This is a genomic window from Micromonospora sp. CMU55-4 (assembly GCF_011602315.1).
Taxonomy (GTDB): domain Bacteria; phylum Actinomycetota; class Actinomycetes; order Mycobacteriales; family Micromonosporaceae; genus Micromonospora; species Micromonospora chalcea.
In genome coordinates this window covers 18398-44492 of the sequence record NZ_JAAOLH010000022.1, presented here as the reverse complement: position 1 = coordinate 44492, position 26095 = coordinate 18398, and the positions used below count along the sequence as shown (strand labels likewise).

Genomic DNA, 26095 nt, shown 5'->3' with positions numbered 1-26095 from the left:
GGCGGTACAGTGCGGCCAGCGTTCACCGGGAGGACAGTTCAGTGCGGCACAGGCTCAAGGACGTCGCGGAGCGGGCCGGAGTGTCGGTGAAGACCGTTTCCAACGTCGTCAACGGCTACCAGCACGTACGCGCCGACACCCGGGCCCGGGTCGAGGAGGCCATCGCCGCGCTCAACTACCGGCCCAACCTGTCGGCCCGCAACCTGCGCAAAGGGCGTACCGGGGTGATCGCCCTGGCCGTGCCCGAGCTCGACATCCCCTACTTCGCCGAGCTGGCCCGGCACGTCGTCACCGCCGCCGCCGAGCACGACTGGACGGTGCTCATCCACCAGACCGGCGGCGGCTCCGAGCAGGAGCGCAAGGCCGCCAGCGGCATCGGCGACCACATGATCGACGGCCTGATCCTGAGCCCGCTCGCGCTCACCTCCGACGACCTCGCCGCCCTGCACGGCCTGCCCGTGGTGCTGCTCGGCGAACGGGTCGACAACGGCCCCGCCGACCACATCATGATCGACAACGTGGCCGCCGCCCGGGAGATCACCGCCCACCTGATCGGGCTCGGCCGCCGCCGGATCGCCGCGATCGGCTCCCAGCGCACCCCCGAGGGCGCCAGCGCCCGGCTCCGCCTGGCCGGCTACACCGCCGCGCTGGCCGAGGCCGGCATCGCGTACGACGACCGCCTGGTGGCGCCCTCGCCGGCCTGGCACCGCGCGGACGGCGCCGCCGCCATGCGGCACCTGCTCGCCACCGGGGTACGCCCCGACGCCGTCTTCTGCTTCAACGACACGCTCGCGCTCGGCGCGCTGCGCGCCCTGCACGAGGCGGGCCTGCGCGTGCCCGAGGACGTCGCGGTGGCCGGCTTCGACGACATCGAGGACGGCCGCTTCTCGATCCCGACGCTGACCACAGTCGCCCCCGACAAGGAACGCATCGCCCGCCTGGCGGTCGAGCTCCTGGCCGGACGTCTCGGCCCCGACCGCGACTCCCCACCCCGCGAGCTGGTAACCCCTCACCACCTAGCCCTGCGAGAGTCCGCCCCCCTCTAGCCCCGCGTCTCAGCCGCGTCCCGGCCGCGTCTCAGCCGCGTCCCGGCCGCGTCCCGGCCGCGTCTCAGCCGCGTCCCAGCCGCGTCGATCATGAAGTTGGCGGCGATGTCGATCTCCTTGAGTGCCGCCAACTTCATGATCGACGGGGTGGGTCCGGGTCCGGGTGGGTCCGGGGTGGGGTCCGGCTCGGCCGGGGTCAGTCGAAGAAGCGGGCCAGGTGGGATGCGGGTGGGGGCGGCGCGTCCGGGGGCAGGGGAGTGAGGTCGGCGAAGACCGACGCGCCGTCGCAGCCGACGTGCAGCGGATACCAGCGCGGCGTACCCGGCGGGCGCTGACCGCAGATGCCCTTGAACGTCTGCACGTCCAGCAGGCGTACGTGGGTCGGGTCGGCCACCGCGTTGACGTGCCGCCACCAGGGGCTCATCACGTGGAGCACACCGCCGGGCCGCAGCACCCGGTGGCACTCGTCGAACAGTGGCAGGAAGTCGATCAGGTGCTCGACGATGTGCACCGCGAAGAACACGTCCACCGAGGCGTCGCGCAGCGGCAGCGAGCCGGCGAGGTTGGCGACCGCGTTCACCCCCGGCGCCGGATAGATGTCCAGCCCCAGATTGCCCGGCCACTGCTTGGTCGCGCCGCAGCCCAGGTCGACCACCACCGGCGCCCGCCCGCCCACGGCGACCCGGCACCAGACCCCGAGTACGCCCGACAGCCGGCCGATCAACTCCCGTACCAGCCGCAACTGCGCCGGGTCGGCGACCGCGCCGGTCAGGTGCGCCACCCCCCGGTCGAAGCGCACCTCGACGGTCGTCCCGCGTAGCCGCTCGTCGTGCCGGACCAGGTCGGCCCACGCCTCGGCGAGAAACTCGTCGGTCTGCCGGAGTCGCTCACCCGAGAGCGCGGTCTGCCCCATCGCCACCATGCGCCACCTCCGGCGGCCCGTTACCCCCATTTCACCCCAATATGCCCCGACCCGTCCGCCGTCCTCCTCCACCCCGTCCCGCCGTCCGCCCCGCCCCACCCCGTTGATCAAGGAGTTTGTGTCACCAGAAGACGCCCGCGAGGACACAAACTCCTTGATCACCGGGGCGCGTCCGAGATCTTGGAAGATTTCGGCGGTCATGGGGGCACTTTCCTTCCAAGATCTCCCGCGACTCGGGGATCAAGGAGTTCGTGCTGGCGTTGGCGTGGATGGACCCGAACTCCTCGATCGCGAGAGGCCACCCCCCACCCCGTTGATCAAGGAGTTTGTGTCCTTTTTCGAGGGCGACGTCCACACGAACTCCTTGATCACCGCCGGTTTCGGGTCGGGGGTGCACGCTCCGACGGGCGGCTTGGGGTGGGCGCTGTCGATCATGGAGTTGTGGCCCGGGCCAAGCTCGCAAAAGGGGCAGACGAAGGGCCGCAACTGCAAGATCGACGCGCTGAGGGGCGGGAGGGGCGGGGGGGGGGGGGGGGGGGGGGGGAGGGAGGAGGGTCAGGGGGAGAGGGTTCGGCGGATGGTGCGGGAGCTGCGCATCCGCTGGCGCGGCTGGGCGGCCGCTGCCTTCGGGCGCTTGAGGTGGTAGCGGTGCAGCTCGTTGTTGCCGGGCAGCGACGGGTCCTCGCTCATCGCGACCAGTTCCCAGCCCTGGTCACCGGCCCGGTTCAGGTGGGCCAGCGCGGTGTCGCCGTACGGTGTCACGTCGATCATGGAGCCGTCCGGGCCGTACCAGATGAAGACGACCTCGAACCCGAGGTCGGTCGACGCGGGTTGACGACGACGGACCAGCAGCGCGTACTCCCACTTGAGCATGCGCTCATTGTGGACCCGCCCGGCCGACTCGGCATGGATCAGTGTTCGGCGATCCGTCCGTCCGCCACGCGCAGCCGCCGGTTGACGCTCACCGCGTCGAGCATCCGCCGGTCGTGCGTGACCAGCAGCAGCGTGCCCGGGTAGCTCGCCAGCGCCGACTCCAGCTGCTCGATCGCGGCCAGGTCGAGGTGGTTGGTCGGCTCGTCGAGCACCAGCAGGTTCACGCCGCGCCCCTGCAGCAGCGCCAGCGCGGCCCGGGTCCGCTCGCCGGGGGACAGCGTCGCCGCCGGCCGCAGCACGTGGTCGGCGCGCAGCCCGAACTTCGCCAGCAGCGTCCGCACGTCCGCCGGGGCGAGATCGGGTACGGCGGCGCCGAACGCGTCGAGCAGCGGCTGGTCGCCGAGGAAGAGTCCCCGGGCCTGGTCGACCTCGCCGACCACCACGCCGGGGCCGAGCGCGGCGTGCCCCTCGTCCAGCGGGAGCCGCCCGAGCAGCGCGGCGAGCAGGGTGCTCTTGCCGGAGCCGTTCGCCCCGGTGATCGCCACCCGGTCGGCCCAGTCGATCTGCAGGTCCACCGGGCCGAGCGTGAAGCCGCCACGGCGTACCACTGCTCCTCGCAGCGAGGCCACGACGGCGCCGGCGCGGGGCGCGGCGGCGATCTCCATCCGCAGCTCCCACTCCTTGCGCGGCTCCTCGACCACCTCCAGCCGCTCGATCAGCCGGGCCGTCTGCTTGGCCTTCGCGGCCTGCTTCTCGGTCGACTCGGTGCGGAACTTGCGGCCGATCTTGTCGTTGTCGGTGGCCTTGCGCCGGGCGTTCTTGACGCCCTTCTCCATCCACGCCCGCTGGGTGCGGGCGCGCGCCTCCAGGTCGGCCTTCGTGTCGGCGTACTCCTCGTACTCCTCGCGGGCGTGCCGGCGCGCCACCTCCCGCTCCTCCAGATAGGCCGCGTAGCCACCGCCGAAGTGGTTGACCTGCCGCTGATGCAGGTCCAGCTCGACGATCCGGGTGACGGTGCGGGTGAGGAACTCGCGGTCGTGGCTGACCACCACGGTCCCGGCGCGCAGCCCGGTGACGAAGCGTTCCAGCCGGTCCAGCCCGGCCAGGTCGAGGTCGTTCGTGGGCTCGTCGAGCAGGAAGACGTCGTACCGGCTGAGCAGCAGCGACGCGAGCCCGGCGCGGGCGGCCTGCCCGCCGGACAGGCCGGTCATCGGGTGGTCGAGGCCGACGTCGAGACCCAGCTCCGCGGCCACCTGCGCGGCCCGCTCGTCCAGGTCCGCGCCGCCGAGGTCGAGCCAGCGTTCCAGAGCATTCGCGTACGCGTCGTCGGCGCCCGCCGCCCCGGCGGTGAGCGCCTCGGTGGCGGCGTCGAGCGCGGCCTGCGCGGCGCTGACCCCGGTGCGCCGGGCCAGGAACTCGCGGACCGTCTCGCCGGGCCGGCGCTCCGGCTCCTGCGGCAGGTAGCCGACGGTCGCCGTGGGCGGGCTGAGTGAGACCGTGCCCTGCTCGCGTGGGACCAGCCCGGCGAGGGTACGCAGCAGCGTGGACTTGCCCGCGCCGTTGACCCCGACCAGACCCACCACGTCGCCGGGCGCGACGACCAGGTCGAGGTCTTCGAAGAGGAGGCGGTCACCGTGGCCGGCGGTGAGGTCCTTGGCGATCAACGTGGCGCTCATCAGGGCACCGAGCCTACCGGCGTGCGCATCCGGATTACCGCGACCCACGCTTGCGGCGGCACCGATCTGAGGGAGACTCACTGCCGTGGTGACCACACTGGCGATCGACTGCGGTGGCGGCGGGATCAAGGCCTCCGTGCTGGATGCCGCCGGGACCATGCGCGCGCGGCCGTTGCGCGTGCCCACGCCGTACCCGCTGCCGCCTGTCTTGTTCGTCAAGACGCTGCTGGATCTCGGCGCCCGCCTGCCCACGGCGGACCGGCTCACCGTCGGCATGCCCGGCATGATCCGGCACGGCGTCGTGGTGGCCACGCCGCACTATGTGACGCGGTCCGGGCCGCGCAGCCGCGTCGACCCGGACCTGCTGGCCGAGTGGTCCGGGTACGACGCGCGCACCGCGCTGGCCGAGGCGTTCGGCGTGCCGGCGCTGGTGTTGAACGACGCCGAGGTGCACGGCGCGGGCGTGGTCGCCGGGACCGGCTGCGAGCTGGTGCTGACGCTCGGTACCGGGCTGGGCAGCGCGCTCTTCGACGGCGGGGTGCTGGCGCCGCACCTGGAGCTGTCGCACGCGCCGGTGCGGTGGAACACCACCTACGACACGTACGTGGGGGAGCCGGAACGGCGGCGCCTCGGCGACGCGTTCTGGTCCCGGCGGATCCGGCAGGTGGTGGACGGCCTGCGGCCGGTGTTCCGCTGGGACCGGCTGTACCTCGGCGGCGGCAACTCCCGGCTGATCCGGCCCGAGCAGGTGGCCCGGATGGGCGATGACGTGGTAATCGTCCCGAACACCGCCGGAATCGTGGGCGGTGTCCGGGCCTGGGACCTGGTCGGCGGCCGGTACGACCCCACAACCTGATCTTTCGCCCCGCAGGAACACTCGCGCTCCCGCCGGTGTTGTGCCAGCGTCGGACCAAGGCCTGGCGCGACACGAGGAGGTGGGTCGAGTGGATCTTCTGGCGGAGTACCGGCGGGCGACCATGTTCTTCGAAGCGGGTGACCCGACCGGAGCGGCCCGGCTGCTCGAACCGATCATCGAGGCCGAGCCGGACAACTCGTCGGTCCGGCAGCTGCTGGCCCGCGCCTACTTCCAGTCGGCCCAGCTCAACCGGGCCGAGGAGCAGTTGCGCGAGCTGGTCGACCGGGACCCGAGCGACCACTACGCGCACCACGTGCTCGGCCGCACGCTGGAGCGGATGAACCGGCCCGTGGACGCGCTGCGGCACCTGCGCATCGCGGCCGCGATGTACTCGACGAACACCGACTACGCCACCGCGCTGCGCCGGGTGGAGGGCAAGGTCGGCCGTTGACTGATCACGCGGAAGGGCAGCCCGCCCGGGCTGCCCTTCCGCGTACCTAGGATGGGACCGTGAAGCTCAAGCTCGACCTCCACGACATCTACAACAAGGGCCACGACATCGATCGTGCGCTGCGCGGGATCATCGACGAGGCGGTGGCGAAGAAGGCCACCCTCGTGGAGATCATCCCGGGTAAGGGGTCGGGCGCGCTGAAGAAGAAGGTGCTGCGGTTCCTCGACCAGAAGGACGTGAAGCAGCTCTACCACCGGGTCGAGAAGGACTCGAAGAACTTCGGCCGTTTGTTCGTGCATTTCCGCTGGAAGTAGAACCGGCATGCCCCCTGACCTGCGTCCTGGGTCGTTCAGAGGGGGCCGAAAGCAAGATCATGCCGTCTCCAGGCCGTCTACGGGCTCCGGAGGGTCGTCCTCCTCCTGGTCCTCACCCAGCGCCTTGTCGATGGCTCGCCGGGTGCGGTCCTCACTCGTTGGCAGCAGGTGCGTGTAGGTCCGGAGGGTGAAGCCCGGGTCCGCGTGACCGAGGTGCGCTGTCTGAAGGCTCGTCAGCCTCATCCTCAGCAGGGGTTGGGCCAACCAGAGTGGCCTCCCGCCAGAGCCGCTCATACTCGTTCCGCAACGACTCACGAGCGGGAGACGGGATCGGGGTCATGACTGTAGTCGTCCGCCCTATGCCATTGAGGGAGGTGCCAACGGTGAGCACATCCCCTTCGTCCGCGATGAGAACTCGATCGTGCAACCCAATTGACGATCGAACCTCGACCGGCCGGGGGAGGCTCTGGCTTCCGAGGTAAGCCTCCATGGAGGCGACCACGCCGCGGTTGTTGGGTTTGCCACTCACCAGCAGCCGTGTGAGCTGCGTGCTAACCACGATCGTGTGCAAATCCGCCAGTTTTAGGTAAGGGTCGACTAGTAGCCCGGCCCCAGCCACCGCAAACTGCCCAACTAGGATTGGGTAAGCGAGAGGGTCCTCCCGCCCAAGGACCACGACGCTGACATCTTCGTCGCTCTCCTCGTCGCTCTCGGCATCACGGAGCAGCGCGCGGCCTAGATCGGTAAGCCGGAGTCCGGCTTCCCCGCCATGAGGCGCTGGCACTTCCTCTAGCCACGTAAGCCTGAGCAAGTGTGCAACCTCCGTCTCGGCCGGCTTCACTAGTTCCTGCACGTATCGAACCTTGCTGCCGCCAGAGCCGAGCGGAGCAAGCTGCTTCGCGATGGAGGCGAACGCGTCCTGCAACGGCCGTAAGGCATCCCCCCAAAGAGACGCAGCCATTCGATCACTCGCCGTGTCCATCCCGTGTAGGGGCGCAGTAAGGTCGACAGCTGGCCCAAACTGTCGACGAACGGTCCGGTACACAGCCTGTTCAGGGCGGCGGTTGCTCCGCCAGAGCATTACCTGCATCGCAGTGGGGTTGTAGAAGTTCCGGTTGCAAGCGCCAACGAAGGTGAGTACTTCGTACTGCGCATCCGAGAGGATGTCCACCGGCGGATGCTAACCAAGCGTCCCAAGAAATGCGAGACTCACGGGCGGTCCCTCAAGGGGCAAGCAGGCAATCGGTCGCGTATCGCTAGAGATGTGACAGCTTTCTGTGCGCGCTCGCGCAGGTGTCGCTATCCCGACAACCTTCGTCCGCACAGAGCGGAGCAGGTGGGGCCTACCCGGTTAAGGTCGTTCAGGCAGTGGTGCGTTCCACCTCGACGGGGTGGGCCCCACCCACAGGTGTGCGGACGAAGGGCGACGGGATGGCATAAGTAGGCGCGCCCGCGCCCGCCAGGCTATAAGAGTCAGATCGGTATCTGGCAGCCACCTCTAAATTTCGGGCATGGGATACATCTCGTAGCGAGGCATGGGTTGCCTGCGCCAGTCCACCTTGATATCTGCCTCCGATTCTTGGCACAGAACTGGCGATATCTCGTGAGGGCGGTATGCCTTCGGCCCTCCCGGCCTCTGGTACCCGTCGCGGAATTTAACCTTAATCCATCCACTGGACGCATGAACGACATTCGCCTTGCGCCAACCGTCCTCCCATGCCCAGGCCGGCGCCCCTTGCGGGTACCAGGTGCTGGGGATGTAAGCACCCACGTGGGTAGGACCAGCATAGGAAGGGACGCGCCACCATCGTTCACCGGAAATCACGCGCAGTTCTTCCGGACTCGCGGTCGGGCGCTTCTCGAACGGATCCCAGTCCGGATCAGCTCCAACTAATTCGACTTCATCGAGTTGGAAGCTTGCGTAGGCCGGGGTTCCAATCGGCAAGACGCGCACACCGGGCGGTAGCACCATGTGTGGCAGGTGCGTCGTCACAACTACGTGAGGAACGGGCGTAAGTCCTTTGTCGGTAAGGGCGAACCCCTGCATGTCCGGCGCTATCACCCGCCCCGGGGTGACGAACCTGTGCGGCCATCGGACCTGAACGAGATCACCAACGTTCAAGACTCGGTCCCTCTGATCAAGCATTGCCTGCTCCTTGACTGACCTTGACTAAGGTGTCGCGACGAACAGACAGTAGGCCAGGATGAACACTACCACCTCATGTGCAATTATCTGGTCCGGGGGTTAACGTGAGTCCTGCTCGTGTATCCTTGAACGAGGAGGGCTCGGTTCTGCTCCGCAGGTCAGAGGTGGTCTGGCCCGTTTGATGGACTATGCACCTCGGCCTAGATGAGGATCGGGTCGCGGCGCGGCCATCCTTGCCGCCGGGGAGAACGCTTCCGCATCCGCGATCCCAAACGGCGGAACTCTATGTGGGAGTTAGGTCAACCGGCCCTACCGTGCAGGTCGGCAACCAGCCGACGGTATTCGTCCGGCGTGCCGATGGCGGCCCGATGGTCCGGGTGGGCGACGTACTGGCCGATCACGGAGGCGAGGAAGCCGGGCTGGACGCCGTCGACGGGTATCGCGGGGCGGCCCACCAGGCCACGACGCCGCACCAGCGCGGGGTTCGCGATCGTCAGCGGCAGCCGCATGGTGGACCGCCTGTCGTTGCTCGGCGCCTCGACGCGCGCCCCTGCCTCCCACGGGATCATGCGCGACCCGAGGAGTCCCGTCGTGCGTACGCCGTCCGGGCTGAGCCGCACGCTGTGCCCACGCCACGCCGCAGCTACCAGCAGCGCGATCAGCAGGAACCAGAGCAGGCCGACGCCGACGTCGAACGTGGTGGCGATGCCCGCTTCCGTGGAGCGCAGGTATGCGCCGACGGTCGCGGAGGACTGGCCGAGGAGACCCAGGGTGAGGAGAACCCGCCACGCCGGGACCGGTGAGGCGAAAGCCACGTCCCGCGGCAGGACCATCAGAGCGGCGGGCCGTGTCCCCATGCTGATGACCGCCAGGAGCAGGAGGGCCAGGGCGAGGAGGAGGAGCGGGAGGGCCGTCGCCCGCGCCACGTTCGGCGCGTAGCCCATGGCTGCCGCGTTCCCGCCCGCCACCAGCAGACCAGTCACCAGGGTGGGGCGTCGGTGACGCACCACGGCGGCCAAGATCGCGTCGATCACTCCCGCGACCCTACAACCAGGGTTCACCGCGCTCTGCTACACCGAGGCGGCGGCATCCGGGCTTGGGCGGCCACCGAACACCCAGTGGTGCGCCTCCACCTCGGCATACCGGTCGACGGCCAGCACCGCCCGCGCGTCGTCCGGGCCGGTCGCCCGCACCAACGCCGCCGTACCGAGCCAGGTCGCGCCGTCGTCGGACAGCAGCGGCCCGTACGCGATCAGCTCGTCCTGCCGCTGCGGCAGCACCAGGCCCGCGCTCCGCTCTGGACCGAGTCCGAGCACCAGGTAGCGGTTGCCGCCGGTCCGGCCGCCGGGGAAGTCCCACATGGTGCGGCCCAGCATGTTCCGCCACCGGCGCAGCATCACGTCCCGGTACACGCCGGCCTGGTAGTTGGGCTCGTCGAAGGCGAACGCCCGTGCGGCGGCGGGGTCGGGCAGGCTCAGGATGTGCACGCTGCCGGTCGGCGAGCCGTCGTCGGCGAGGGTCGGGCCGCGCGCGATCATCTGCTCCGCGTACCGGTCCATGTAGGACCAGTGCTCCTCGACCAGTTCCTGGCGCAGAGACGCCGAGCCGAGCCGGTCGCGGTGGTAGCAGAGGAATTCCATGACCCGAGTCTCGCGGTCGATCAGCAGACGTAGCCACTTTTTTGTGGGTACTTGTCGGCGTGCGCGACCGCGACGAACCTGGTTGTGGGCAGAGGCGGAAAAGAACAGGTCAGGAGGCGGTGCGGGCTTCGGCGAGTTTGTCCAGGCGGCGGTGGCCCCAGTCGGAGAGGGGAGCCAGCGCCTCGGCCAGTTCGCGGCCGAAAGCGGTGAGCGAGTACTCGGTCTTCAACGGCAGCACCTCGTACGCCTCCCGGTGCACCAGTCCGTCGCCCTCCATCTCGCGTAACGCCTGAGTCAGCACCTTCTCGGTGAGTCCCGGAAGCTGCCGGCGCAGCTCTCCGGGGCGGCGCGGGCCGGATTCCAGCAGCCAGAGCAGGGCTGTCTTCCACTTGCCGTCGATCACGGCGATCGCGGCCGTCACTCCACAGACGTTCAGATCCTGGGCCCGGCTGCGCGTCATCTGCGTCCCGTTCGACAAGAGGAGTCTGCGTGAACACCAATCCCGACAAGTCTGTCACGGTGCTCGGTCTGGGACCGATGGGTCGTGCGCTGGCCGGCGCCTTCCTGAGCGCCGGAGTGCCCACGACGGTCTGGAATCGCACGCCCGGCAAGGACCGTGAGCTGGTCGAGCGGGGCGCGACGAGCGCACGGACCGCCGAGGAGGCGGTCGCCGCGAGCGGGCTGACTGTGGTCTGCGTGGTGAACTACGACGCGTCGGACGCCATCCTGCGACGCGATGCGGTGGCCGCCGCGCTCACGGGTCGCACGGTCGTCAGCCTGACGGCCGACACCCCGGACCGGGCCCGGGACACCGCGCGGTGGGCGGCCGGGCACGGCGTCCGGTACCTAGACGGGGCGATCATGACGCCGACCACCACCACCGGCACCGCGGGCGCGGTGGTCATCTACAGCGGTCCGGCCGGCCTCTACCGGAAGCACCAGCCGGTGCTCGGCGCGCTGGGCGGCACCCACACCCACCTCGGGGAGGAGATCGGGCGCGCGGCGGCGTACGACATCGCGCTGCTCGACATCTTCTGGACCGCGATGGCGGGCTACGCGCACGCGCTGGCGGTGGCCAGGGCGGAAGGCGTCACGGCCCGGGAACTCGCGCCGTTCGCCACTGGCATCGCCGCGATCCTGCCGCCCATCTTCGAGGAGGGCGCGGTGGAGATGGACACGGGCACGTTCCCCGGAGACGGCAACCCGATCACCTCCGCGGTGTCGTCCATGGCGCACATCGTCCACACGTCCGAGGCGCACGGCATCGACGCCGGGGTGATGCGTGCGGTCGAAGGCATGACCCACCGGGCCGTCGGGCTGGGCCACGGCACGGACGGTTTCCTGCGGGTCGCCGAGGTGCTGGGGCGGCGTTGATCCACTCCAGTACGCCGAAGTGGCGGTATCCCGGCGCGGGGATACCGCCACTTCGGCGAGGTGGTGCAAGTAAGTGGCGGTCAGAGCGGGTACGTGCGCGCCACCGCCAGCATCTCCGAGCTGTGCGAGCCGACCACGCCCACACCCTCCGGCCGCTCCCGGAACCCGGGCACCCCGGAGAGCCCGTCACTGGCGTCCATCGCGCGCACCGAAACGGCCCCGGCGCCGGGCACGAGCGTCAGCGTCACCTCGACACCCTCCGGCGGCGGGGCGTGGAACACGATCCCGAACCCCCACTTCCCGCCGCCCGGCTCGACCGGCACGTCCCGCCCGGCCACCGAGGCGGACCGCACGGTGGCGGTGCTGGTGTCGACGTGCAGCGTGAGCAGGCGTACCTGCCGCTGCGGCGTCACGCGCAGGCGCAGCACGCGCTGGTCACCGGTGCGGGTGTCGGAGAGCAGGTCCAGCTTCGGGGCGGGCACGGGCGCTGCGGCGGCCGGTCCGGCGCGCATCTCACTGTTGCCCAGCCCGGGGAAGTCGTCGGCCACCGCGATGCTCCGGTCGACGTAGCCGTCGGTCCAGGGCTGCGGCTTCTCCTCGCGGGTGAGCCAAGCCGCCTTCCCGGTGCCCGCGTCCAGCGCGTACATCAGGTGGGTCGGCACGGGATGCGCGGCGTCGAAGCGGTCCACTGCGAGGCCGACCCCGGCGAGCACCACCGCCGCCAGCGCGGCGGCCGCGGCGGGCAGCGCGCCGAGCCGGCGTGCGCGCAGCGCGAGCAGGCCGCGCTGGCCGCTGGCCCGGGGGTGCAGCAGGTCCACCACCGGGAGTACGGCGAGGCCGAGCAGCACCGCGACGAGCGCGGCTACCGCGCCCATGCCCATGCCGAGCGCCGGGAACAGCAGCACCACCGGCGGCAGCAGGATCACCACCGCCACCGCGGCGGCGAGTGTCACCGCGACCACCGGCCACGGTCCGTCGCGCCGGGTGGCGAGCGCGGCGAAACCGGCGAGCGCGCCGGCCAGGGCGGGCAGTGTCGTCAGGTACGCCCCACCGGGCACCGCCACCGCGAGCAGCACACCGAACACGGCGAGCCAGGCCAGCCCGCCGAACGCCAGCGCGGCCGGGCCGACCCGGCGGCGCAGCAGCGCGTACCAGCAGAACAGCACCGCGGCGGAGAGCGCCACCACGGCGAGCCGATACCAGACCGGGCGGTACGGGTCGAGCAGTTCGGCGTACCCGGGGCGGATCGTGGTGATCGCGGCCCAGAGCAGCCACGCGCCGAGCGGCGCCACGACGACCGGCAGCAGGGTCAGGCCGAAGCCGGCGGCGAGCGTGCCGGCGGTGGCCCGGCCCCGGCGGCGCAGGAGCCAGCCGAGCGCGCCGACGGCGAGCAGCGCGGCGACGGCGAGCGGCAGCGTCAGCCAGCCGGGGTAGCGGACGAGCCCGCCGAGCACCGGGAAGTAGGTGTCGTCGTGGCCGGCGCTCAGGTCGCCCAGGTCGGTGCGGCCGAATTCGCGGGCCAGGCCGAGCGCGTTGTCGCCGTGCATCTGGAGGCTGCCCCGGTCCACTCGGGCCGGCACGTCCAGCGGGGTGTGGTAGATCGCGCCGCCGTCGATGTACGCCGAGTTCAGGCCCACGAATTTGCGGTCGAGGAACGCGGTGAAGTCGGTGTCGTTCGGCAGCGCGCGGTAGATCTCCACCGCGAACGAGGTGCCCACCGGGTGCGGCGCGGCCTTGCCGAACACCTCGACCAGCTTCGCGTTGTTCCGGGACGTCTCGAACATGATCACCGGGCCGGTGGAGCCGCGCGCCTCCAGGTTGAGCACCACCCCGCCGTCGCGGGCGAGCGGGTGGTCGCCGGCGAACCCGGCGGCCCCGCACAGGCACGCCTCCTCCGCGTCGGTGAGCACGAAGACGATGTCGTTGCGGGGGCGCGGGCCGGTGGTGAGCGCCCGTGCCACCTCCAGGATCGTGGCGGTGCCGGCGGCGTCGTCGTTGCCGCCCGGCCCGGTCTGCACCGAGTCGTAGTGGGAGACCAGGAACACTTTTCCGGTCGGATCGGTGCCGGGAAGGCGGGCCACCACGTTGCGGACCCGGGCCAGCGTGGCCCCGCCGGCCGCGCCGGACAGCTGCCCGGCCTCGGGCGCGACCGCGTCCTGCACCTCGGTCTGCAGGCCCAGCCCGCGCAGCGTCGCCACCAGGTGCTCGCGTACCCGGTCGTTCGCGGCGCTGCCCGCCACGTGCGGCTCGGCGGCGATCACCTCGACGTTCCGGTACGCCCGGGCGGCGCTGAACTCGCGCTCGGGCGCGTCCGCCGGGGCCGGGGCCGGGGTGGAGAGGCCGACCAGGACGCCCGCCCCGACGGCGAGCAGCGCGATCAGCGCGGCGACGGCGCTGGTCAGCCGGCGGCGGGGCTTGGTGAGCGCCCGGTCGGCGGGACGGGTGGGGGGTGCGCCCACGGGGACTCCTCGGGGTGGATCAACGGGGTGGGCATCATCCTGCACCCCCGGGGGCTGCGGCGGCAGTCCTCGGACGGTGCGCTGCGGGCGTGACAGCGCTCCCGGCGTAACATCGTCTGTCGACCGTGCCGCTGTGGAGGTGGACCGGTCACCCGCTCCGCCGCGCCGGTGTCGGCCGCGTTGTGTATGACTGTGGTCTGAGTCAGGATCAGCAGGGCATTCGGAAGGAGCCCGACATCACCAGCGAACTCCCGCGACTCGCGGCGGTTACCCGACCGCAGCGGGGTTCCGGCGCGTCGGGCGCCGTCCACGTGCCGTCGGCCGGGGCGGGGCTGCACGGCGGCGTACCGCCGGGCGAGCGGCTACGGGTGCTGCTGGTCGAGGACGACGAGGGCGACGCCTTCCTGGTCGGCGAGCTGCTCGCCGAGACCAACTCGATGATCGACCTGCTGGTGGCGACCAGTCTCAGCGAGGCCCGGCAGCGGGTGATGGGCGTGGACTGCGTCCTGCTCGACCTGGGCCTGCCGGACGCGCAGGGCCTGGACGGGCTGCGCCGGGTGCTGGAGATGGCCAGCGGCGCGGCGGTCTGCGTGCTGACCGGCCGGTCCGACGAGCACCTGGGCATCGTCGCGGTCGCCGAGGGCGCGCAGGACTACCTGGTCAAGGGCCAGGTCGACGGGGTCCTGCTGACCCGGGCGCTGCGGTACGCGGTGGAGCGCAAGCGGGCCGACGAGAACGCCCGCCGGCTGCGTGAGGTGGAGCTGCGCCAGGCCGAGTCCGCCCGCCTGGAGCGCGGCCTGCTGCCGCAGCCGTTGATGACCACCGACGAGGTGTCGGTGCACACGTTCTACCGGCCCGGCCGGCACGCCGCGCTGATCGGCGGCGACTTCTACGACGTGGTGCAGACCCGGCCGGACCGGATCGACCTGATCGTCGGCGACGTCTGCGGGCACGGCGTGGACGAGGCGGCGCTCGGCGTCGAGCTGCGCGTGGCCTGGCGGGCGCTGGTGCTGGCCGGGGTGCCGGACGACGAGGTGCTGCCCGCGCTGGAGCAGGTGCTGATGAGCGAGCGCCGCCTCCAGGAGATCTTCGCGACGGTGGCCACCACCCGGCTCGACCTGGCGTCGGCGCGGGCCACCGTACGCCTCGCGGGTCACCCGCCGCCGCTGCTGCTCAGCGGCGGCACTGTCGCGCCGGTGCCGGCCAGGGGCGGGCTGCTGCTGGGCGTACGGCCGCGCCGCCCGATCGCCTTCGACCTGGAGTTCGACACCGACGACTGGTCCCTGCTGATGTACACCGACGGCCTCATCGAGGGCCGGGTGGACGGCGGTGACGAACGGCTCGACGTGCCCGGTCTGACCGATCTGCTCGCCGACCCGGCCAACCGGGCGGTGCCGCTGTCCGAGCTGCCCGCCTGGCTGGTGGGCCGCGCCGAGCAGATAAACGGTGGCCCGCTGGCCGACGACGTGGCGATGTTGCTGGTCACGCGGGGCAGCGGCCGGTGAGCGCGAGCGCGAAGGGCGACGGGGAGGAACCGGTGAAGGCGTACCAGCAGGGGTGGACCCTGCGGCGGCGGGTGGCCGCGCTGCTCGGCGTGGTGGTCGTGCTGCTGCTCGGGCTGGCCGGCGCGGAGGCGGCGGTCGCCGCGCAGAACCGCCAGAACATCGACGCGGTGCTGCTCAAGACCGGTCCGCTGCGGGTGCAGGCGCAGGAGCTGATGAGCGCGCTGCTCGACCAGGAGACCTCGGTGCGCGGGTACGCGGTGAACGGCGACCGCACCGACCTGGAGCCGTACCAGGAGGGCGTGAAGCGCGAGCAGAGCCTGGCCGCCTCGATCCGCGATCTCTCCGCCGACTACCCGGACGTGCGCCGGTCGCTGGACGTGGTGGAGCAGAAGACCGCGCAGTGGCGGAGCCAGGTGGCCGAGCCGGTGATCAGCACGGTCGAGCGGGACGGCGCGGCGGCGGGCCAGGCGCTGATCACCGACGCGACGCGGCAGCAGTTCGACGGCATCCGTTCGTCGGTGAACACGCTCCAGGACGAGATCCTCACCGTCCGGCAGGAGACCGCCGACCGCGTCAACGCGACGAGCAACACGCTTGTCGTGCTGCTGATCATCGCCGCGCTGGTGGTCACGACGGCCGGCGTGGTCATGCTGCTCTCGCTGGACCGGATCCTGATCCGCCCGCTGGCCGCCCTGGTCGGCCAGGTGCGTGAGGTGGCCGACGGCGACTACCGGCACCGCATCGAGGGGTCCGGGCCGCCGGAGTTCCGCCGCCTCGCCGAGGACATCGACCAGATGCGGATGAAGATCGCCCGCGAGCTGGACGAGGTACGCGAGGCGCGGGAGCGCATCGAGTGGGTCAACAGCCAGTTGCAGAAGCAGGCCGAGGAGCTGACCCGCTCCAACCGTGACCTGGAGCAGTTCGCCTACGTCGCGTCGCACGACCTGCAGGAGCCGCTGCGCAAGGTGGCCAGCTTCTGCCAGCTCCTGCAGCGGCGGTACGCCGGGCAGCTCGACGAGCGCGCCGACCAGTACATCGCGTTCGCGGTGGACGGCGCGCAGCGCATGCAGCGGCTGATCAACGACCTGCTGGCGTTCTCCCGGATCGGCCGGCTGACCACCGGTTTCACCGAGGTCGACCTGAACAAGGTGATGGGCGACGTGGCGGGGCAGACCGAGGCGGCCGTGCAGTACGCCGACGCGGAGCTGACCTGGGGCGAGATGCCGACCATCCGCGGCGAGGAGCCGCTGTTGACCAATCTGCTGGTCAACCTGGTCAGCAACTCGGTGAAGTTCCGCCGCCCGGATGTGCCGCCGAAGGTGCACGTGTCGGCGCGGCTGGTCGACGGCGAGTGGGAGATCAGCTGCCGGGACAACGGCATCGGGATCGAGCCGGAGTTCGCCGACAAGATCTTCGTGATCTTCCAGCGGCTGCACTCGAAGGACGCGTACCCGGGCACCGGCATCGGGCTGGCGATCGTCAAGAAGATCGTGGAGTATCACGGCGGCCGGGTCTGGGTGGACACCGACGCCGACGAGGGCACCACGATCCGGTTCACGCTGCCCGCGCTGGAGGCCGACATCGAGGCCGCCAAGGCGGCGGAGGCGGCGGAGGTGGCCGAGGCCGGGGAGCAGGCCGAGGCCGCCGAGGGTGACCCGGCGGCCGTCGGGCGTCAGCCGGACGGCGAAGCACGCGAAGAGCCGCCCGCGGAGGCGGACGGACACGGTACAAACGGTGGCATGAAGGAGACGGTGGGATGACCGCGCCCGCGGACGGCAAGAGCCCGATCGAGGTCCTGCTCGTCGAGGACGATCCGGGCGACGTGCTGATGACCCAGGAGGCGTTCGAGGAGCACAAGCTCCGCAACCGCCTCACCGTCGTCTCCGACGGCGCCGAGGCGCTCGCGTACCTGCGCCGTGAGGGCCAGTACGCGGACGCGGTGACGCCCGACCTGATCCTGCTCGACCTGAACCTGCCCCGGCGCGACGGCCGGGAGGTGCTGGAGGAGATCAAGAAGGACGGGGAACTGCGCCGCATCCCGGTCGTGGTGCTCACCACCTCGCAGGCCGACGAGGACATCCTGCGCAGCTACCAGCTGCACGCCAACGCCTACGTGACCAAGCCGGTGGACTTCGAGCGCTTCATCTCGGTGGTCCGCCAGATCGACGAGTTCTTCGTCAGCGTGGTCAAGCTGCCTCCGCGTGGCTGACCCGCTGCTGGACGACGTCGGCGCGCTGCTGCGGGAGGCGGCGGCGAAGGTCGTCGTGCCGTTGTTCCGCCGGCTCGACGAGGCAGACATCTCCGAGAAGGCGCCCGGCGAGGTGGTGACTGTCGCCGACCGGGAGGCCGAGGCGCTGATCTCCGAGGGTCTGCGTCAGTTGCTGCCCGGTTCGGTGGTGGTCGGCGAGGAGGCCGTCGCCGAGGACCCGGACCTGCTGCGGCACCTGCGCGGCAGCGGTGACGTATGGCTCGTCGACCCGGTCGACGGCACCTCCAACTTCGCCGCCGGGCGGCGGCCGTTCGCGCTGATGGCGGCGCTGCTCACGGACGGCGTACCGGTGGCCTCCTGGGTGTACGACCCGCTGGACGGCACCATGGCGGCGGGCCGGCTCGGCGCGGGCACCCGGCTGGACGGAGCGACGCTGCGGACGCCGCCGGCGGAGCCGCGGGTGGGCGCGCTGCGGGGCACCGCGGCGACGAAGTTCCTGCCGCCGGACTTCCGCCGCCAGGTGGAGGAGGGCGGGCGCCGCATCGGTGAGTTGCTGCCCGGCCAGCACTGCGCCGGCCGGGAGTACCTGGACATCCTCACCGGCGCGCAGCAGTTCGTGTTGTTCTGGCGTACCCTGCCGTGGGATCACACGCCGGGCACCCTGCTGGTGCGCGAGGCCGGCGGTGTGGCCCGCCGCTTCGACGGCGCCGACTACCACCCGGCCGACGACGGCAAGGGACTGCTCGTGGCGGCGAGCCCGGAGATCTGGGACGAGGTGAGCGCCGCCCTGCTGGGTGGTTGAGCGGCGCTGCGCGACGGCCACGGCACGCTGCGTCGACGCCAGCCGCCGTACGCCGTCGCCGGCCTGGCGTGTCGCGCGTGTTCCGGTATCGTGACCGGCGGTCTCCGCCAGCAGGCCGCCGACCGGCGCCGGCGGAGACGCCGCTCGGTGTACGGGGGCCGGCGGTCGACGGAAGGACCAACACGTGCCCAGGACCAGCTCTACCGGCCGGCGCGCCCGGCGGTCGCTGCTCGCCGCGTTCGCCGCGCTGGCCGTGCTTCTCGGCTCCGGCGTGGCCGCCGGGCCGGCCGCCGCCGTACCCAGCCCGAACGCCCCGAACGAGGGCGGCAGCAAGCAGCTGCGGGCGGCGCTGGAGGCGGCGGCGAAGGGCCACATCGAGGCCCAGAACAAGCTGGAGAACTCCAAGCGCCGGCAGAAGGCGCTCGACGCCCAGCTCAAGGACATCGAGGTACGCCTCGTCGGGCTCAGCGCGCAGGCCGGTGAGGTGGCCGCGCAGTCGTACCGGATGGGCCGGCTGACCGCGACGTCGATGCTGCTGGCCAGCGCCGACCCGAACGACTTCCTCAAGCGCGCCGCCGAGCTGGACGTGATGGCCCAGCGGGACAGCAAACGGCTGCGGGAGCTGGCCGACGCGAAGGCGCAGGCGGCCGAGGCGAAGCTCGCCATCGATGCCGAGGTGCGCGAGCAGGCCAAGCAGGTCGCGGTGCAGGCCCGCAAGAAGAAGGACGCCGAGGTGGCGCTGGCGAAGGTCAGCTCCGGCGCCGGGTCCGGGTTCAACGGCACCTCCTCGTCGGCGAAGCCCGCGCCGCGCAACTCGGACGGCTCGTGGCCGTCGGAGTCGTGCTCGGTGGACGACCCGACGCCCGCGTCCGGCTGCATCACGCCGCGCACGCTGCACATGCTCCAGCAGGCCAAGGCGGCCGGTTACAAGCGCTACGCCTCGTGTCATCGCAGCGGTGGCGGCGGCGAGCACCCCAAGGGCCGGGCCTGCGACTTCTCCGCCGCCAGCGGCGGGTTCGAGGACAAGACGGCCACCGGCGGCGACAAGGCGTACGGCGACAGCCTCGCCGCCTGGGCGAAGAACAACGCGAACCGGCTCGGCATCATGTACGTCATCTGGTATCGGCAGATCTGGATGCCGAACACCGGCTGGCGCGCGTACAGCGGTGGCGGCAGCCCGGCTGCGGACCACACAAACCATGTTCACATCTCGATGTATTGACGCGGCCCGCCGGCGGCGCTGCGTACCATCGCCACGGTGAGCAGCACATCGTCCGACGTCATGGCGGAACCGGCGGCCGACGCCCCGGTTCCGCCGCGGGCCCTCCCGAACGGGCTCGCCGCGTTCCTCGTCTTCTTCTCCAGCGGCGCGGTGCTGGTGCTGGAGACCGTCTCGTTGCGCCTGGTCGGCCCGTACGTCGGGGTGACGCTCCAGGTGACCAGCTCGGTCATCGGCATGGCGCTGGCCGCGATCGCGTACGGGGCGTGGTTCGGCGGGTGGCTCGCCGACCGGCGTGACCCGCGCACCCTGCTCGCCCCGGCGCTGGTGCTGGCGGGCATCGCCACTGCCGTCACGCTGCCGATCGTCAGGTACGCCGGTGAGGTGCTGCGCGGTGGCGCGGCGAGCGCGGTGCTCCTGCTGACAGCGCTGACCGTGGTGCTGCCGGCGGCGCTGCTGGCCGGGATCACCCCGCTCGTGGTGAAGCTTCAGCTCGCCGACCTGCGCCGCACCGGCCAGGTGGTGGGCAAGTTGTCCAGCATCGGCACGCTCGGCGGCATCACCGCCACGCTGGGCACCGGCTTCGTGCTGGTGGCCGCGCTGTCCAGCTCCGTCATCGTGCTGGGACTCGCTGCCGCGCTCGGGGTGACCGGGCTGGGGCTCGGCGTGTGGCTGCGACGGCAGGCCGGGGCCGGCGGGCCGTCCACGCCGGGCCGGGTCAAGGCCGCGCTGGCGTTGCTCGGTCTCGCCGCGGCGGGGCTCACCGCTGCCGCGCCGAACCCGTGCGACGTGGAGACCGCGTACCACTGCGCCCGGGTCGAGGTGGACCCGTCGTGGCCGCAGGGACGCACGCTCTACCTCAACTCGGCCGAGCACTCCTACGTCGACCTGAACGAGCCGAACCACCTGAAGTACGCGTACACGCAGTGGATCGGCCTGGTTGCGGACGTGGCCCGGCCGGCGAAGCAGCCGATGGACGCGCTGCACCTGGGCGGCGGCGGCTTCACCGTGCCGAACTACCTGGCCGCGACCCGGCCCGGCACCGACAACCTGGTGTTCGAGCTGGACGGCGGGCTGGTCGAGCTGGACCGGCGGGAGCTGGGCCTGCGCACCGGCCCGAAGATGCGCGCCGAGGTGGGCGACGCGCGGGTGCTGCTGCGCGGCGAGCCGACCGACAGCCGCGACTTCATCGTCGGCGACGCGTTCGGGCACCTGGTGGTGCCGTGGCACCTGGCGACCCGGGAGATGGCCGCCGACATCCGGCGGGTGCTGCGCCCGGACGGGATCTACGTGCAGAACGTCATCGACTACCCGCCGGGCCGGTTCATCCGGGCCGAGCTGGCCACGGTGAAGGCCGAGTTCGCGCACGTCGCGCTGATCGCGCCGCCCGGCGCGATCGACGGGGAGCAGGGCGCCAACTTCGTGATCGTCGCCTCGGACGCGCCGCTGCCGCTGGCCGCGATCCCGCCCGGTCTGAAGCTGCTGCCGGAGCGGGCCGAGCTGATGGACGAGGCGGCGGTGACCGGATGGGTGGGCGACGCGATGGTGCTCACCGACGACTACGCGCCGGTGGACCAACTCCTCGCGACCGCCTGAACGGGTGACTTTCCTGACCGATTCCGACCGCTGAGGTGTACCGGGGCCCACTTCGGGCAACAGGACCGACCATGGGTGGACCGGTCAGGAACGGCGTGCAACTGCTCGGCGAGCGCTATCGGCTCGTCGAGCAGTTGGGTGCGGGCGGCATGTCGGTCGTCTGGCGCGGCTACGACGAGGTGCTGGGCCGCCAGGTGGCGGTCAAGGTGCTGGCCTCACGGCTGGCCAGCGACAAGGCGTTCCGGCACCGGATCCGGGTGGAGGCGCAGGCCGCCGCGCGGCTGTGCCACCCCAACATCACCAACGTGTACGACTACGGCGAGTCGGTCCAGGTCGGCCTGACCGTGCCGTACGTGGTCATGGAACTTGTCGACGGCGGTCCGCTCAGCGGGCGGCTCGGCCGCGACGGGCAGCTTCCCTGGCGGGAGGCGATGACCATCGGCGCGGAGGTCGCCTCGGCGCTGGCCGCCGCGCACGCCCGTGGCGTGGTGCACCGGGACGTGACCCCGGGCAACGTCATGCTGACCCCGACCGGCGTGAAGGTCGTCGACTTCGGCATCTCGGCGCTGGTGGGGGAGAGCGACAAGGGGCCGGACGGCGCGCTGCTCGGCACGCCGGCCTACCTCGCGCCGGAACGGCTGGACAACGGGCACGTCTCGCCCGCCACCGACGTGTACGCGGTCGGGCTGCTGCTCTACCGGATGCTGACCGGCCGCCTGCCGTGGCAGGCCAGCACCACCACCGAGATGCTGCGCGCGCACATGTACCGCGACCCGGACCCGATGCCGCCGGTGCCGGGCCTGCCCGAGCCGGTCGCCGCGCTGGTGCAGCGGTGCCTGGCCAAGCGCCCCGAGGACCGCCCGGCGACCGCCGAGGTGGCCCGTACGCTCGCCGAGGCCGCAGGGATCGCGGCGATCGTGCCGGTGTCACCGGCGTTCGGCCGGATGGACCCGGCGCTCGCCGAGAACGCGGGCACCACGATCCTGCCGTGGTCGGCGGAGACCGACGCGCTGCCGTTCTCGGCGGTGCGTACCCGCACGCGGCGGGCGGTGGCGCGGCGGCGCAAGGTGGAGGCCGGTGTCGCCGCCGTCGGACTGGTCGCGGTGACCGCCACGATGTGGGGACTGACGTCGCGGAGCCCGGCCAGCGGCGGCGTCGAGCCGACCGAGGCGCGGATGAGCCTGCCCGAGCCGACGCCCTGCGCTGTCGACTACTCGCTGCGCCGCGACACCGGCAAGGACTTCTCCGCCGAGTTGACGCTTACCAACACCGGTGACCGGGAACTGCGCGGCTGGACCATGAACTTCACGTTCCCCGGCAAGCAGACGGTCACCACGGCCCAGCCGCCGGCCCGGCAGGAGGGGCGTACCGTGTCGATTCCCGCGCCCACCGCGACCCCGGCGCTGGCGCCCGGCGCGTCGGCGAAGCTCACGCTGGCCGGCCGCTACACCGGGAGCAACACGCTGCCGGTGGAGTTCACCGTCGGCGGCAAGAGTTGCGGCGTGCAGGTGTCCGGGATCGCCGGCTCGGCGCCCACCACCGCGCCGCCGGTGAAGACGCCGGTCAAGTCGCCCACCAAGACCACGGCGAAGACCACCACCAAGAGCGGGCCGGCGAAGCCCAAACCGGCGAAGCCCAAGGCCGCACCGAAGCCCGGCAAGGGCAAGGAGGGCCCCAAGGGAAAAGCACAGTAGACCAGTCGAAGGGGGGTGGGCCGGGCAAGGGCAAGGGCAAGGGCCCGAAGAAGGACTGACGGTCAGGCCAGCGCGGAGAAGCGTTGCACCTGGGTGATGCCGCCCTCCACGATGAGCACGCTGTCCGCCTCCAGCACCGTGTCCGGTCCGACGTACCGGAACCGTTCCCCGGCCTGCTTCTCACCCACCACCATCACGCCGTACCGGTCCTGCGGCGCGATGTCGCGCAGCGACCGCCCGACCAGCGGCGCCGGGACCTTGACCTTGGCGATGGCGAAGTCGTCGTCGAACTCGATGAAGTCGAGCATCCGGCTGACGATCAGATGCGCCACCCGCTCACCGGTCTCCGCCTCGGGAAAGACCACGTGGTGCGCGCCGACCGAGTGCAGGATCTTGGCGTGCTTCTCCGAGGTGGCCCGCGCCCAGATCTGCTCGATCCCCAGCTCGGCCAGGGCCAGTACGGTGAGCACGCTCGCCTCCAGCGACGCCCCGATCGCGACCACCACCCGGCGGAAGTCCGCCAGCCCGAGCTGGCGCAGCACCACCTCCTCGGTGGTGTCCGCCTGCACCACCCGGTCGAGGTCGGCCGACCAGTGCTGGACCCGCGCCGGGTCGTGGTCGATCGCCAGCACCTCGTAACCGAGGCGGGACAGCGAGTCCGCGAGGCGCGAGCCGAACCGGCCCAGGCCGATCACCGCGATGCCGGTCTCCTCCGGGCGTCTAGCCGACAATGGGTTGCTCCTCCGGGTAGCGGTACAGCCGTCGACGGGTGTTCAACGCGATGGCCGAGCCGAGCGTGAGCGGCCCGACCCGGCCGATGTACATGAGCGCGATCAGCACGTACTGACCGGGTGGGGAGAGCTGCCCGGACACCCCGACGGTCAGGCCGGTGGTGCTGAACGCGGAGGTGACCTCGAACAACGCGGCCGAGAACGATACGTGCGAGGTCAAACCGATCAGGCCGACCGTCCCGCCCGCCACGAGCGCCACGCTCAGCAGCGCCACGGTCAGCGCCTGCCGCTGGCTGGCCGCCGCCACCCGGCGGCGACCGACAGTGGTGTCCGGCTCGCCCCGCAACTCGGCCCAGATGGCGAAGCCGAGCAGGAAGAACGTGGAGACCTTGATGCCGCCGGCCGTGCTGGCGCTGCCGCCGCCGATGAACATCAGGCCGATCAGCATGGGGTAGCTCTCGTCGGTGAGCCGCCCGACGTTTATGACGTCGAAGCCGCCGGTACGGCTCAACGCGATCTGGGTGAACGACGCCAGCAGCTTGCCCGGCACGTCGAAGGTGCCGATCGTGAACGGGTTGCCCCACTCGGCCATCAGCAGGTAGGCGACGCCGAAGACGGTCAGCACCACGCTGCCCCAGACGGTCAGCTTCGTGGCGACCGCCCAGCGCGCCGGCTGCCGCCACTCGCGTACCGCCTCGAACAGCGCCGGAAAACCGAGCCCGCCGATGATCGCGCCGATGCTGAGCGGCAGCGCCACCCAGCCGTCGCGGGAGAACGCGATCAGACCGTCCGAGTAGAGCGCGAAGCCGCCGTTGTTGAACGCCTGCACCGAGTGGAACACCGCCGACCACAGCGCCCGGCCCGGCCGGTAGTCGTAGGCCAGGAACAGGCGCGCGGCGACCACCGCCGTCATCAGGGCCTCGGTGACGAAGACGGTCGCCGCGATGCGCAACAGCAGCCGGCGTACGTCGCCGAGGCCGAACTCGGCGGTCTCCGCCTGCACGAGCAGCCGGTTGCGCAGGCCGAGCTGGCGGGAGACCGCCAGGATCACCAGCGACGCCCCGGTCAGGATGCCCAGGCCGCCGAGCTGCGTCAGCACGGTGATCATCACGAGCCCGAAGCCGTTCCAGTAGTTCGGCGTGTCGGTCACCGCCATCCCGGTCACCGACACCGCCGACGTGGACGTGAACAGCGCGGTGACGAACGGGGTGTACCGCTCCTCGCTGGTGGCCCAGGGCAGCATGAGCAGACCGGTGCCGACCAGGATCACCGCCAGGAACCCCAACGGCACCAGCCGCACGGGCTTCCGGAGCAGGCGGCGCATCCCGTCATCTTCCGTCCGGAGATTCACCGGCAGGTCAGGAACCGACCAACTGGCGGTCAACCGCGCCCGGTCTGCTGTGCGTACCCATCGACGACAGGAGACGGCGTTGCGACGTACCCTTTCCGCCCTCGGCGTGGCCGGCGCGCTGCTCGCGGCGGCTGTGGTGGTGCCGGCCGTGGCCGCCCAGGCCGGCCCGGACCACCGCGCCGCCGAGCAGACCCGCGCGACCCAGCGGCCGATCGTGATCGGCCACCGCGGCGCGAGCGGCTACCGCCCGGAGCACACCCTGGAGGCCTACCGGCTCGCCATCCGGCAGGGCGCCGACTTCATCGAGCCGGACCTGGTCGCGACGAAGGACGGCGTCCTGGTCGCGCGGCACGAGAACGAGATCTCCGGTACGACAGACGTGGCCGCCCGCCCCGAGTTCGCCGCCCGCAAGGCCACGAAGACCATCGACGGGGTGACAGTCACCGGCTGGTTCACCGAGGACTTCACGCTGGCCGAGCTGAAGACGCTGCGGGCCAAGGAGCGGCTGCCGCAGGTGCGCGTCGCGAACACCGCGTTCGACGGCAGGTTCGAGATCCCGACGTTCCAGGAGGTCATCGACCTGGCGCGGGCCGAGTCGAAGGCCCGCGGCCGGACCATCGGCGTCTACCCGGAGACCAAGCACCCCACCTACTTCGCCTCGATCGGCCGCCCGCTGGAGGAGCCGCTGGTGGCGGTGCTGCGCCGCAACCGGCTCACCCACCGCGCCGACCCGGTGTTCGTGCAGAGCTTCGAGACCGCCAACCTGCGCAAACTCGACAAGATGATCGACGTACGGCTGGTGCAGCTCATGGACGCCAGCGGCGCGCCCTACGACTTCGTCGCGGGCGGCGACAAGCGGACCTACGCGGACCTGGCCACGCCCGCCGGACTGGCCTGGATCTCCCGGTACGCCGACGGCGTCGGCCTGAACAAGAACCTGATCGTGCCCCGCGACTCCGCCGGACGGCTGCTCGCGCCGACCCCGGTGATCCGCGACGCGCACCGGCAGAAGCTGGTGGTGCACGCGTGGACGTTCCGGGCCGAGAACCAGTTCCTGCCGGTGGACTTCCGCATCGGCACCGACCCGAACGCGCGTGGTGACATCACGTCCGAGTACGAGCTGTTCTTCGACCTGGGCCTGGACGGCGTGTTCAGCGACCACCCCGACACGGCGGTGGCCGCCCGAGCCGGCCGCTGACCGTTGCTCCTGTTCACGGGGTGCTCGCCGCAG

General features: G+C 71.5%; 23 protein-coding genes. 13 read left to right on the top strand and 10 right to left on the bottom strand.

Annotation, left to right across the window (positions count from 1 at the left end):
* The first annotated feature begins 41 nt into the window (after positions 1–41).
* Positions 42–1046 carry a LacI family DNA-binding transcriptional regulator gene (locus HA073_RS28050; RefSeq protein WP_166457669.1) on the top strand — a complete coding sequence of 335 codons (1005 nt, stop codon included), beginning with the start codon at positions 42–44 and terminating at the stop codon, positions 1044–1046.
* A gap of 196 nt (positions 1047–1242) precedes the next feature.
* Here HA073_RS28050 and HA073_RS28045 read toward each other — a convergent pair whose 3' ends face one another.
* The 3 genes from HA073_RS28045 to HA073_RS28035 form a co-directional block, all read right to left on the bottom strand.
* Entirely contained in the window at positions 1243–1968 is a 726-nt protein-coding gene (locus HA073_RS28045) for a methyltransferase domain-containing protein (protein ID WP_043328114.1), read from the bottom strand.
* A gap of 555 nt (positions 1969–2523) precedes the next feature.
* Positions 2524–2841, bottom strand: coding sequence for a hypothetical protein (locus HA073_RS28040; protein ID WP_043328117.1), 318 nt, complete (start codon positions 2839–2841; stop codon positions 2524–2526).
* A gap of 38 nt (positions 2842–2879) precedes the next feature.
* Complete coding sequence (locus HA073_RS28035; protein WP_064446663.1) at positions 2880–4517, bottom strand: ABC-F family ATP-binding cassette domain-containing protein; 1638 nt, start codon at positions 4515–4517, stop codon at positions 2880–2882.
* A gap of 85 nt (positions 4518–4602) precedes the next feature.
* On the opposite strand from HA073_RS28035, the gene HA073_RS28030 reads away from it, so the two are divergent.
* The 3 genes from HA073_RS28030 (at position 4603) to HA073_RS28020 (ending at position 6138) form a co-directional block, all read left to right on the top strand.
* A complete protein-coding gene (locus HA073_RS28030) occupies positions 4603–5373 on the top strand; it encodes an ROK family protein (RefSeq protein ID WP_166457668.1) in 771 nt (256 codons plus the stop codon).
* Between the two features lie 88 nt (positions 5374–5461).
* Positions 5462–5824: a M48 family metallopeptidase gene (locus HA073_RS28025; protein WP_018787684.1), complete on the top strand. Its 363-nt coding sequence runs from the start codon at positions 5462–5464 to the stop codon at positions 5822–5824.
* Positions 5825–5883: 59 nt separating this feature from the next.
* On the top strand, positions 5884–6138 hold the full coding sequence (locus HA073_RS28020; RefSeq protein WP_064446661.1) for a Smr/MutS family protein: 255 nt from the start codon (positions 5884–5886) through the stop codon (positions 6136–6138).
* Positions 6139–6289: 151 nt separating this feature from the next.
* Here HA073_RS28020 and HA073_RS28015 read toward each other — a convergent pair whose 3' ends face one another.
* From HA073_RS28015 to HA073_RS28000, 4 genes are all read right to left on the bottom strand, one after another.
* Positions 6290–7309 carry a hypothetical protein gene (locus HA073_RS28015; protein WP_166457667.1) on the bottom strand — a complete coding sequence of 340 codons (1020 nt, stop codon included), beginning with the start codon at positions 7307–7309 and terminating at the stop codon, positions 6290–6292.
* A 1274-nt stretch (positions 7310–8583) separates the two neighbouring features.
* The gene (locus HA073_RS30980) at positions 8584–9318 is read right to left on the bottom strand and encodes a PH domain-containing protein (RefSeq protein ID WP_166457666.1); all 735 of its coding nucleotides are present in this window, start codon (positions 9316–9318) and stop codon (positions 8584–8586) included.
* 36 nt (positions 9319–9354) lie between these two features.
* Complete coding sequence (locus tag HA073_RS28005; protein ID WP_166457665.1) at positions 9355–9924, bottom strand: YciI family protein; 570 nt, start codon at positions 9922–9924, stop codon at positions 9355–9357.
* 109 nt (positions 9925–10033) lie between these two features.
* Positions 10034–10384, bottom strand: a complete 351-nt coding sequence (locus HA073_RS28000; RefSeq protein WP_135242141.1) for a helix-turn-helix domain-containing protein — start codon at positions 10382–10384, stop codon at positions 10034–10036.
* A 29-nt stretch (positions 10385–10413) separates the two neighbouring features.
* On the opposite strand from HA073_RS28000, the gene HA073_RS27995 reads away from it, so the two are divergent.
* Complete coding sequence (locus HA073_RS27995; protein ID WP_166457664.1) at positions 10414–11298, top strand: NAD(P)-binding domain-containing protein; 885 nt, start codon at positions 10414–10416, stop codon at positions 11296–11298.
* Positions 11299–11378: 80 nt separating this feature from the next.
* Here the strand turns inward: HA073_RS27995 and HA073_RS27990 are convergent, their stop codons facing one another.
* The gene (locus HA073_RS27990; RefSeq protein ID WP_166457663.1) at positions 11379–13757 is read right to left on the bottom strand and encodes a M28 family peptidase; all 2379 of its coding nucleotides are present in this window, start codon (positions 13755–13757) and stop codon (positions 11379–11381) included.
* A 311-nt stretch (positions 13758–14068) separates the two neighbouring features.
* Between HA073_RS27990 and HA073_RS27985 the strand changes: the two genes are divergently transcribed.
* The 7 genes from HA073_RS27985 (at position 14069) to HA073_RS27955 (ending at position 22782) form a co-directional block, all read left to right on the top strand.
* A complete protein-coding gene (locus HA073_RS27985) occupies positions 14069–15262 on the top strand; it encodes a PP2C family protein-serine/threonine phosphatase (protein ID WP_064446658.1) in 1194 nt (397 codons plus the stop codon).
* 32 nt (positions 15263–15294) lie between these two features.
* Positions 15295–17022, top strand: coding sequence for an ATP-binding protein (locus HA073_RS27980; protein ID WP_064446848.1), 1728 nt, complete (start codon positions 15295–15297; stop codon positions 17020–17022).
* Positions 17019–17471: a response regulator gene (locus HA073_RS27975; RefSeq protein ID WP_043328130.1), complete on the top strand. Its 453-nt coding sequence runs from the start codon at positions 17019–17021 to the stop codon at positions 17469–17471. The genes HA073_RS27980 and HA073_RS27975 overlap by 4 nt, the downstream gene beginning before the upstream one ends.
* On the top strand, positions 17464–18273 hold the full coding sequence (locus HA073_RS27970; protein WP_166457662.1) for an inositol monophosphatase family protein: 810 nt from the start codon (positions 17464–17466) through the stop codon (positions 18271–18273). Before HA073_RS27975 ends, HA073_RS27970 begins: the two co-directional genes overlap by 8 nt.
* A gap of 184 nt (positions 18274–18457) precedes the next feature.
* Positions 18458–19495 carry a hypothetical protein gene (locus HA073_RS27965; RefSeq protein WP_166457661.1) on the top strand — a complete coding sequence of 346 codons (1038 nt, stop codon included), beginning with the start codon at positions 18458–18460 and terminating at the stop codon, positions 19493–19495.
* 60 nt (positions 19496–19555) lie between these two features.
* On the top strand, positions 19556–21088 hold the full coding sequence (locus HA073_RS27960; protein WP_199496069.1) for a fused MFS/spermidine synthase: 1533 nt from the start codon (positions 19556–19558) through the stop codon (positions 21086–21088).
* 71 nt (positions 21089–21159) lie between these two features.
* Entirely contained in the window at positions 21160–22782 is a 1623-nt protein-coding gene (locus tag HA073_RS27955) for a serine/threonine-protein kinase (RefSeq protein WP_166457660.1), read from the top strand.
* A gap of 62 nt (positions 22783–22844) precedes the next feature.
* Here HA073_RS27955 and HA073_RS27950 read toward each other — a convergent pair whose 3' ends face one another.
* Together HA073_RS27950 and HA073_RS27945 are read right to left on the bottom strand one after the other, a co-directional pair.
* Positions 22845–23513 (bottom strand): TrkA family potassium uptake protein, encoded by a 669-nt coding sequence (locus HA073_RS27950; protein WP_064446653.1) that lies wholly within the window; start codon positions 23511–23513, stop codon positions 22845–22847.
* Positions 23503–24837, bottom strand: coding sequence for a TrkH family potassium uptake protein (locus HA073_RS27945; protein ID WP_064446652.1), 1335 nt, complete (start codon positions 24835–24837; stop codon positions 23503–23505). The genes HA073_RS27950 and HA073_RS27945 overlap by 11 nt, the downstream gene beginning before the upstream one ends.
* 106 nt (positions 24838–24943) lie before the next feature.
* On the opposite strand from HA073_RS27945, the gene HA073_RS27940 reads away from it, so the two are divergent.
* Entirely contained in the window at positions 24944–26062 is a 1119-nt protein-coding gene (locus HA073_RS27940) for a glycerophosphodiester phosphodiesterase (protein WP_166457659.1), read from the top strand.
* Positions 26063–26095 lie beyond the last annotated feature (33 nt).

Excerpts from the sequence above, each read along its gene's own strand:
- HA073_RS28035 (WP_064446663.1), bottom strand. The coding sequence starts at position 4,517 with ATGAGCGCCACGTTGATCGCCAAGGACCTCACCGCCGGCCACGGTGAC.
- HA073_RS27975 (WP_043328130.1), top strand. The coding sequence starts at position 17,019 with ATGACCGCGCCCGCGGACGGCAAGAGCCCGATCGAGGTCCTGCTCGTC.
- HA073_RS28005 (WP_166457665.1), bottom strand. The coding sequence starts at position 9,924 with ATGGAATTCCTCTGCTACCACCGCGACCGGCTCGGCTCGGCGTCTCTG.
- HA073_RS27960 (WP_199496069.1), top strand. The coding sequence starts at position 19,556 with ATGGCGGAACCGGCGGCCGACGCCCCGGTTCCGCCGCGGGCCCTCCCG.
- HA073_RS27955 (WP_166457660.1), top strand. The coding sequence starts at position 21,160 with ATGGGTGGACCGGTCAGGAACGGCGTGCAACTGCTCGGCGAGCGCTAT.
- HA073_RS27945 (WP_064446652.1), bottom strand. The coding sequence starts at position 24,837 with ATGCGCCGCCTGCTCCGGAAGCCCGTGCGGCTGGTGCCGTTGGGGTTC.
- HA073_RS28040 (WP_043328117.1), bottom strand. The coding sequence starts at position 2,841 with ATGCTCAAGTGGGAGTACGCGCTGCTGGTCCGTCGTCGTCAACCCGCG.
- HA073_RS28045 (WP_043328114.1), bottom strand. The coding sequence starts at position 1,968 with ATGGTGGCGATGGGGCAGACCGCGCTCTCGGGTGAGCGACTCCGGCAG.
- HA073_RS28000 (WP_135242141.1), bottom strand. The coding sequence starts at position 10,384 with ATGACGCGCAGCCGGGCCCAGGATCTGAACGTCTGTGGAGTGACGGCC.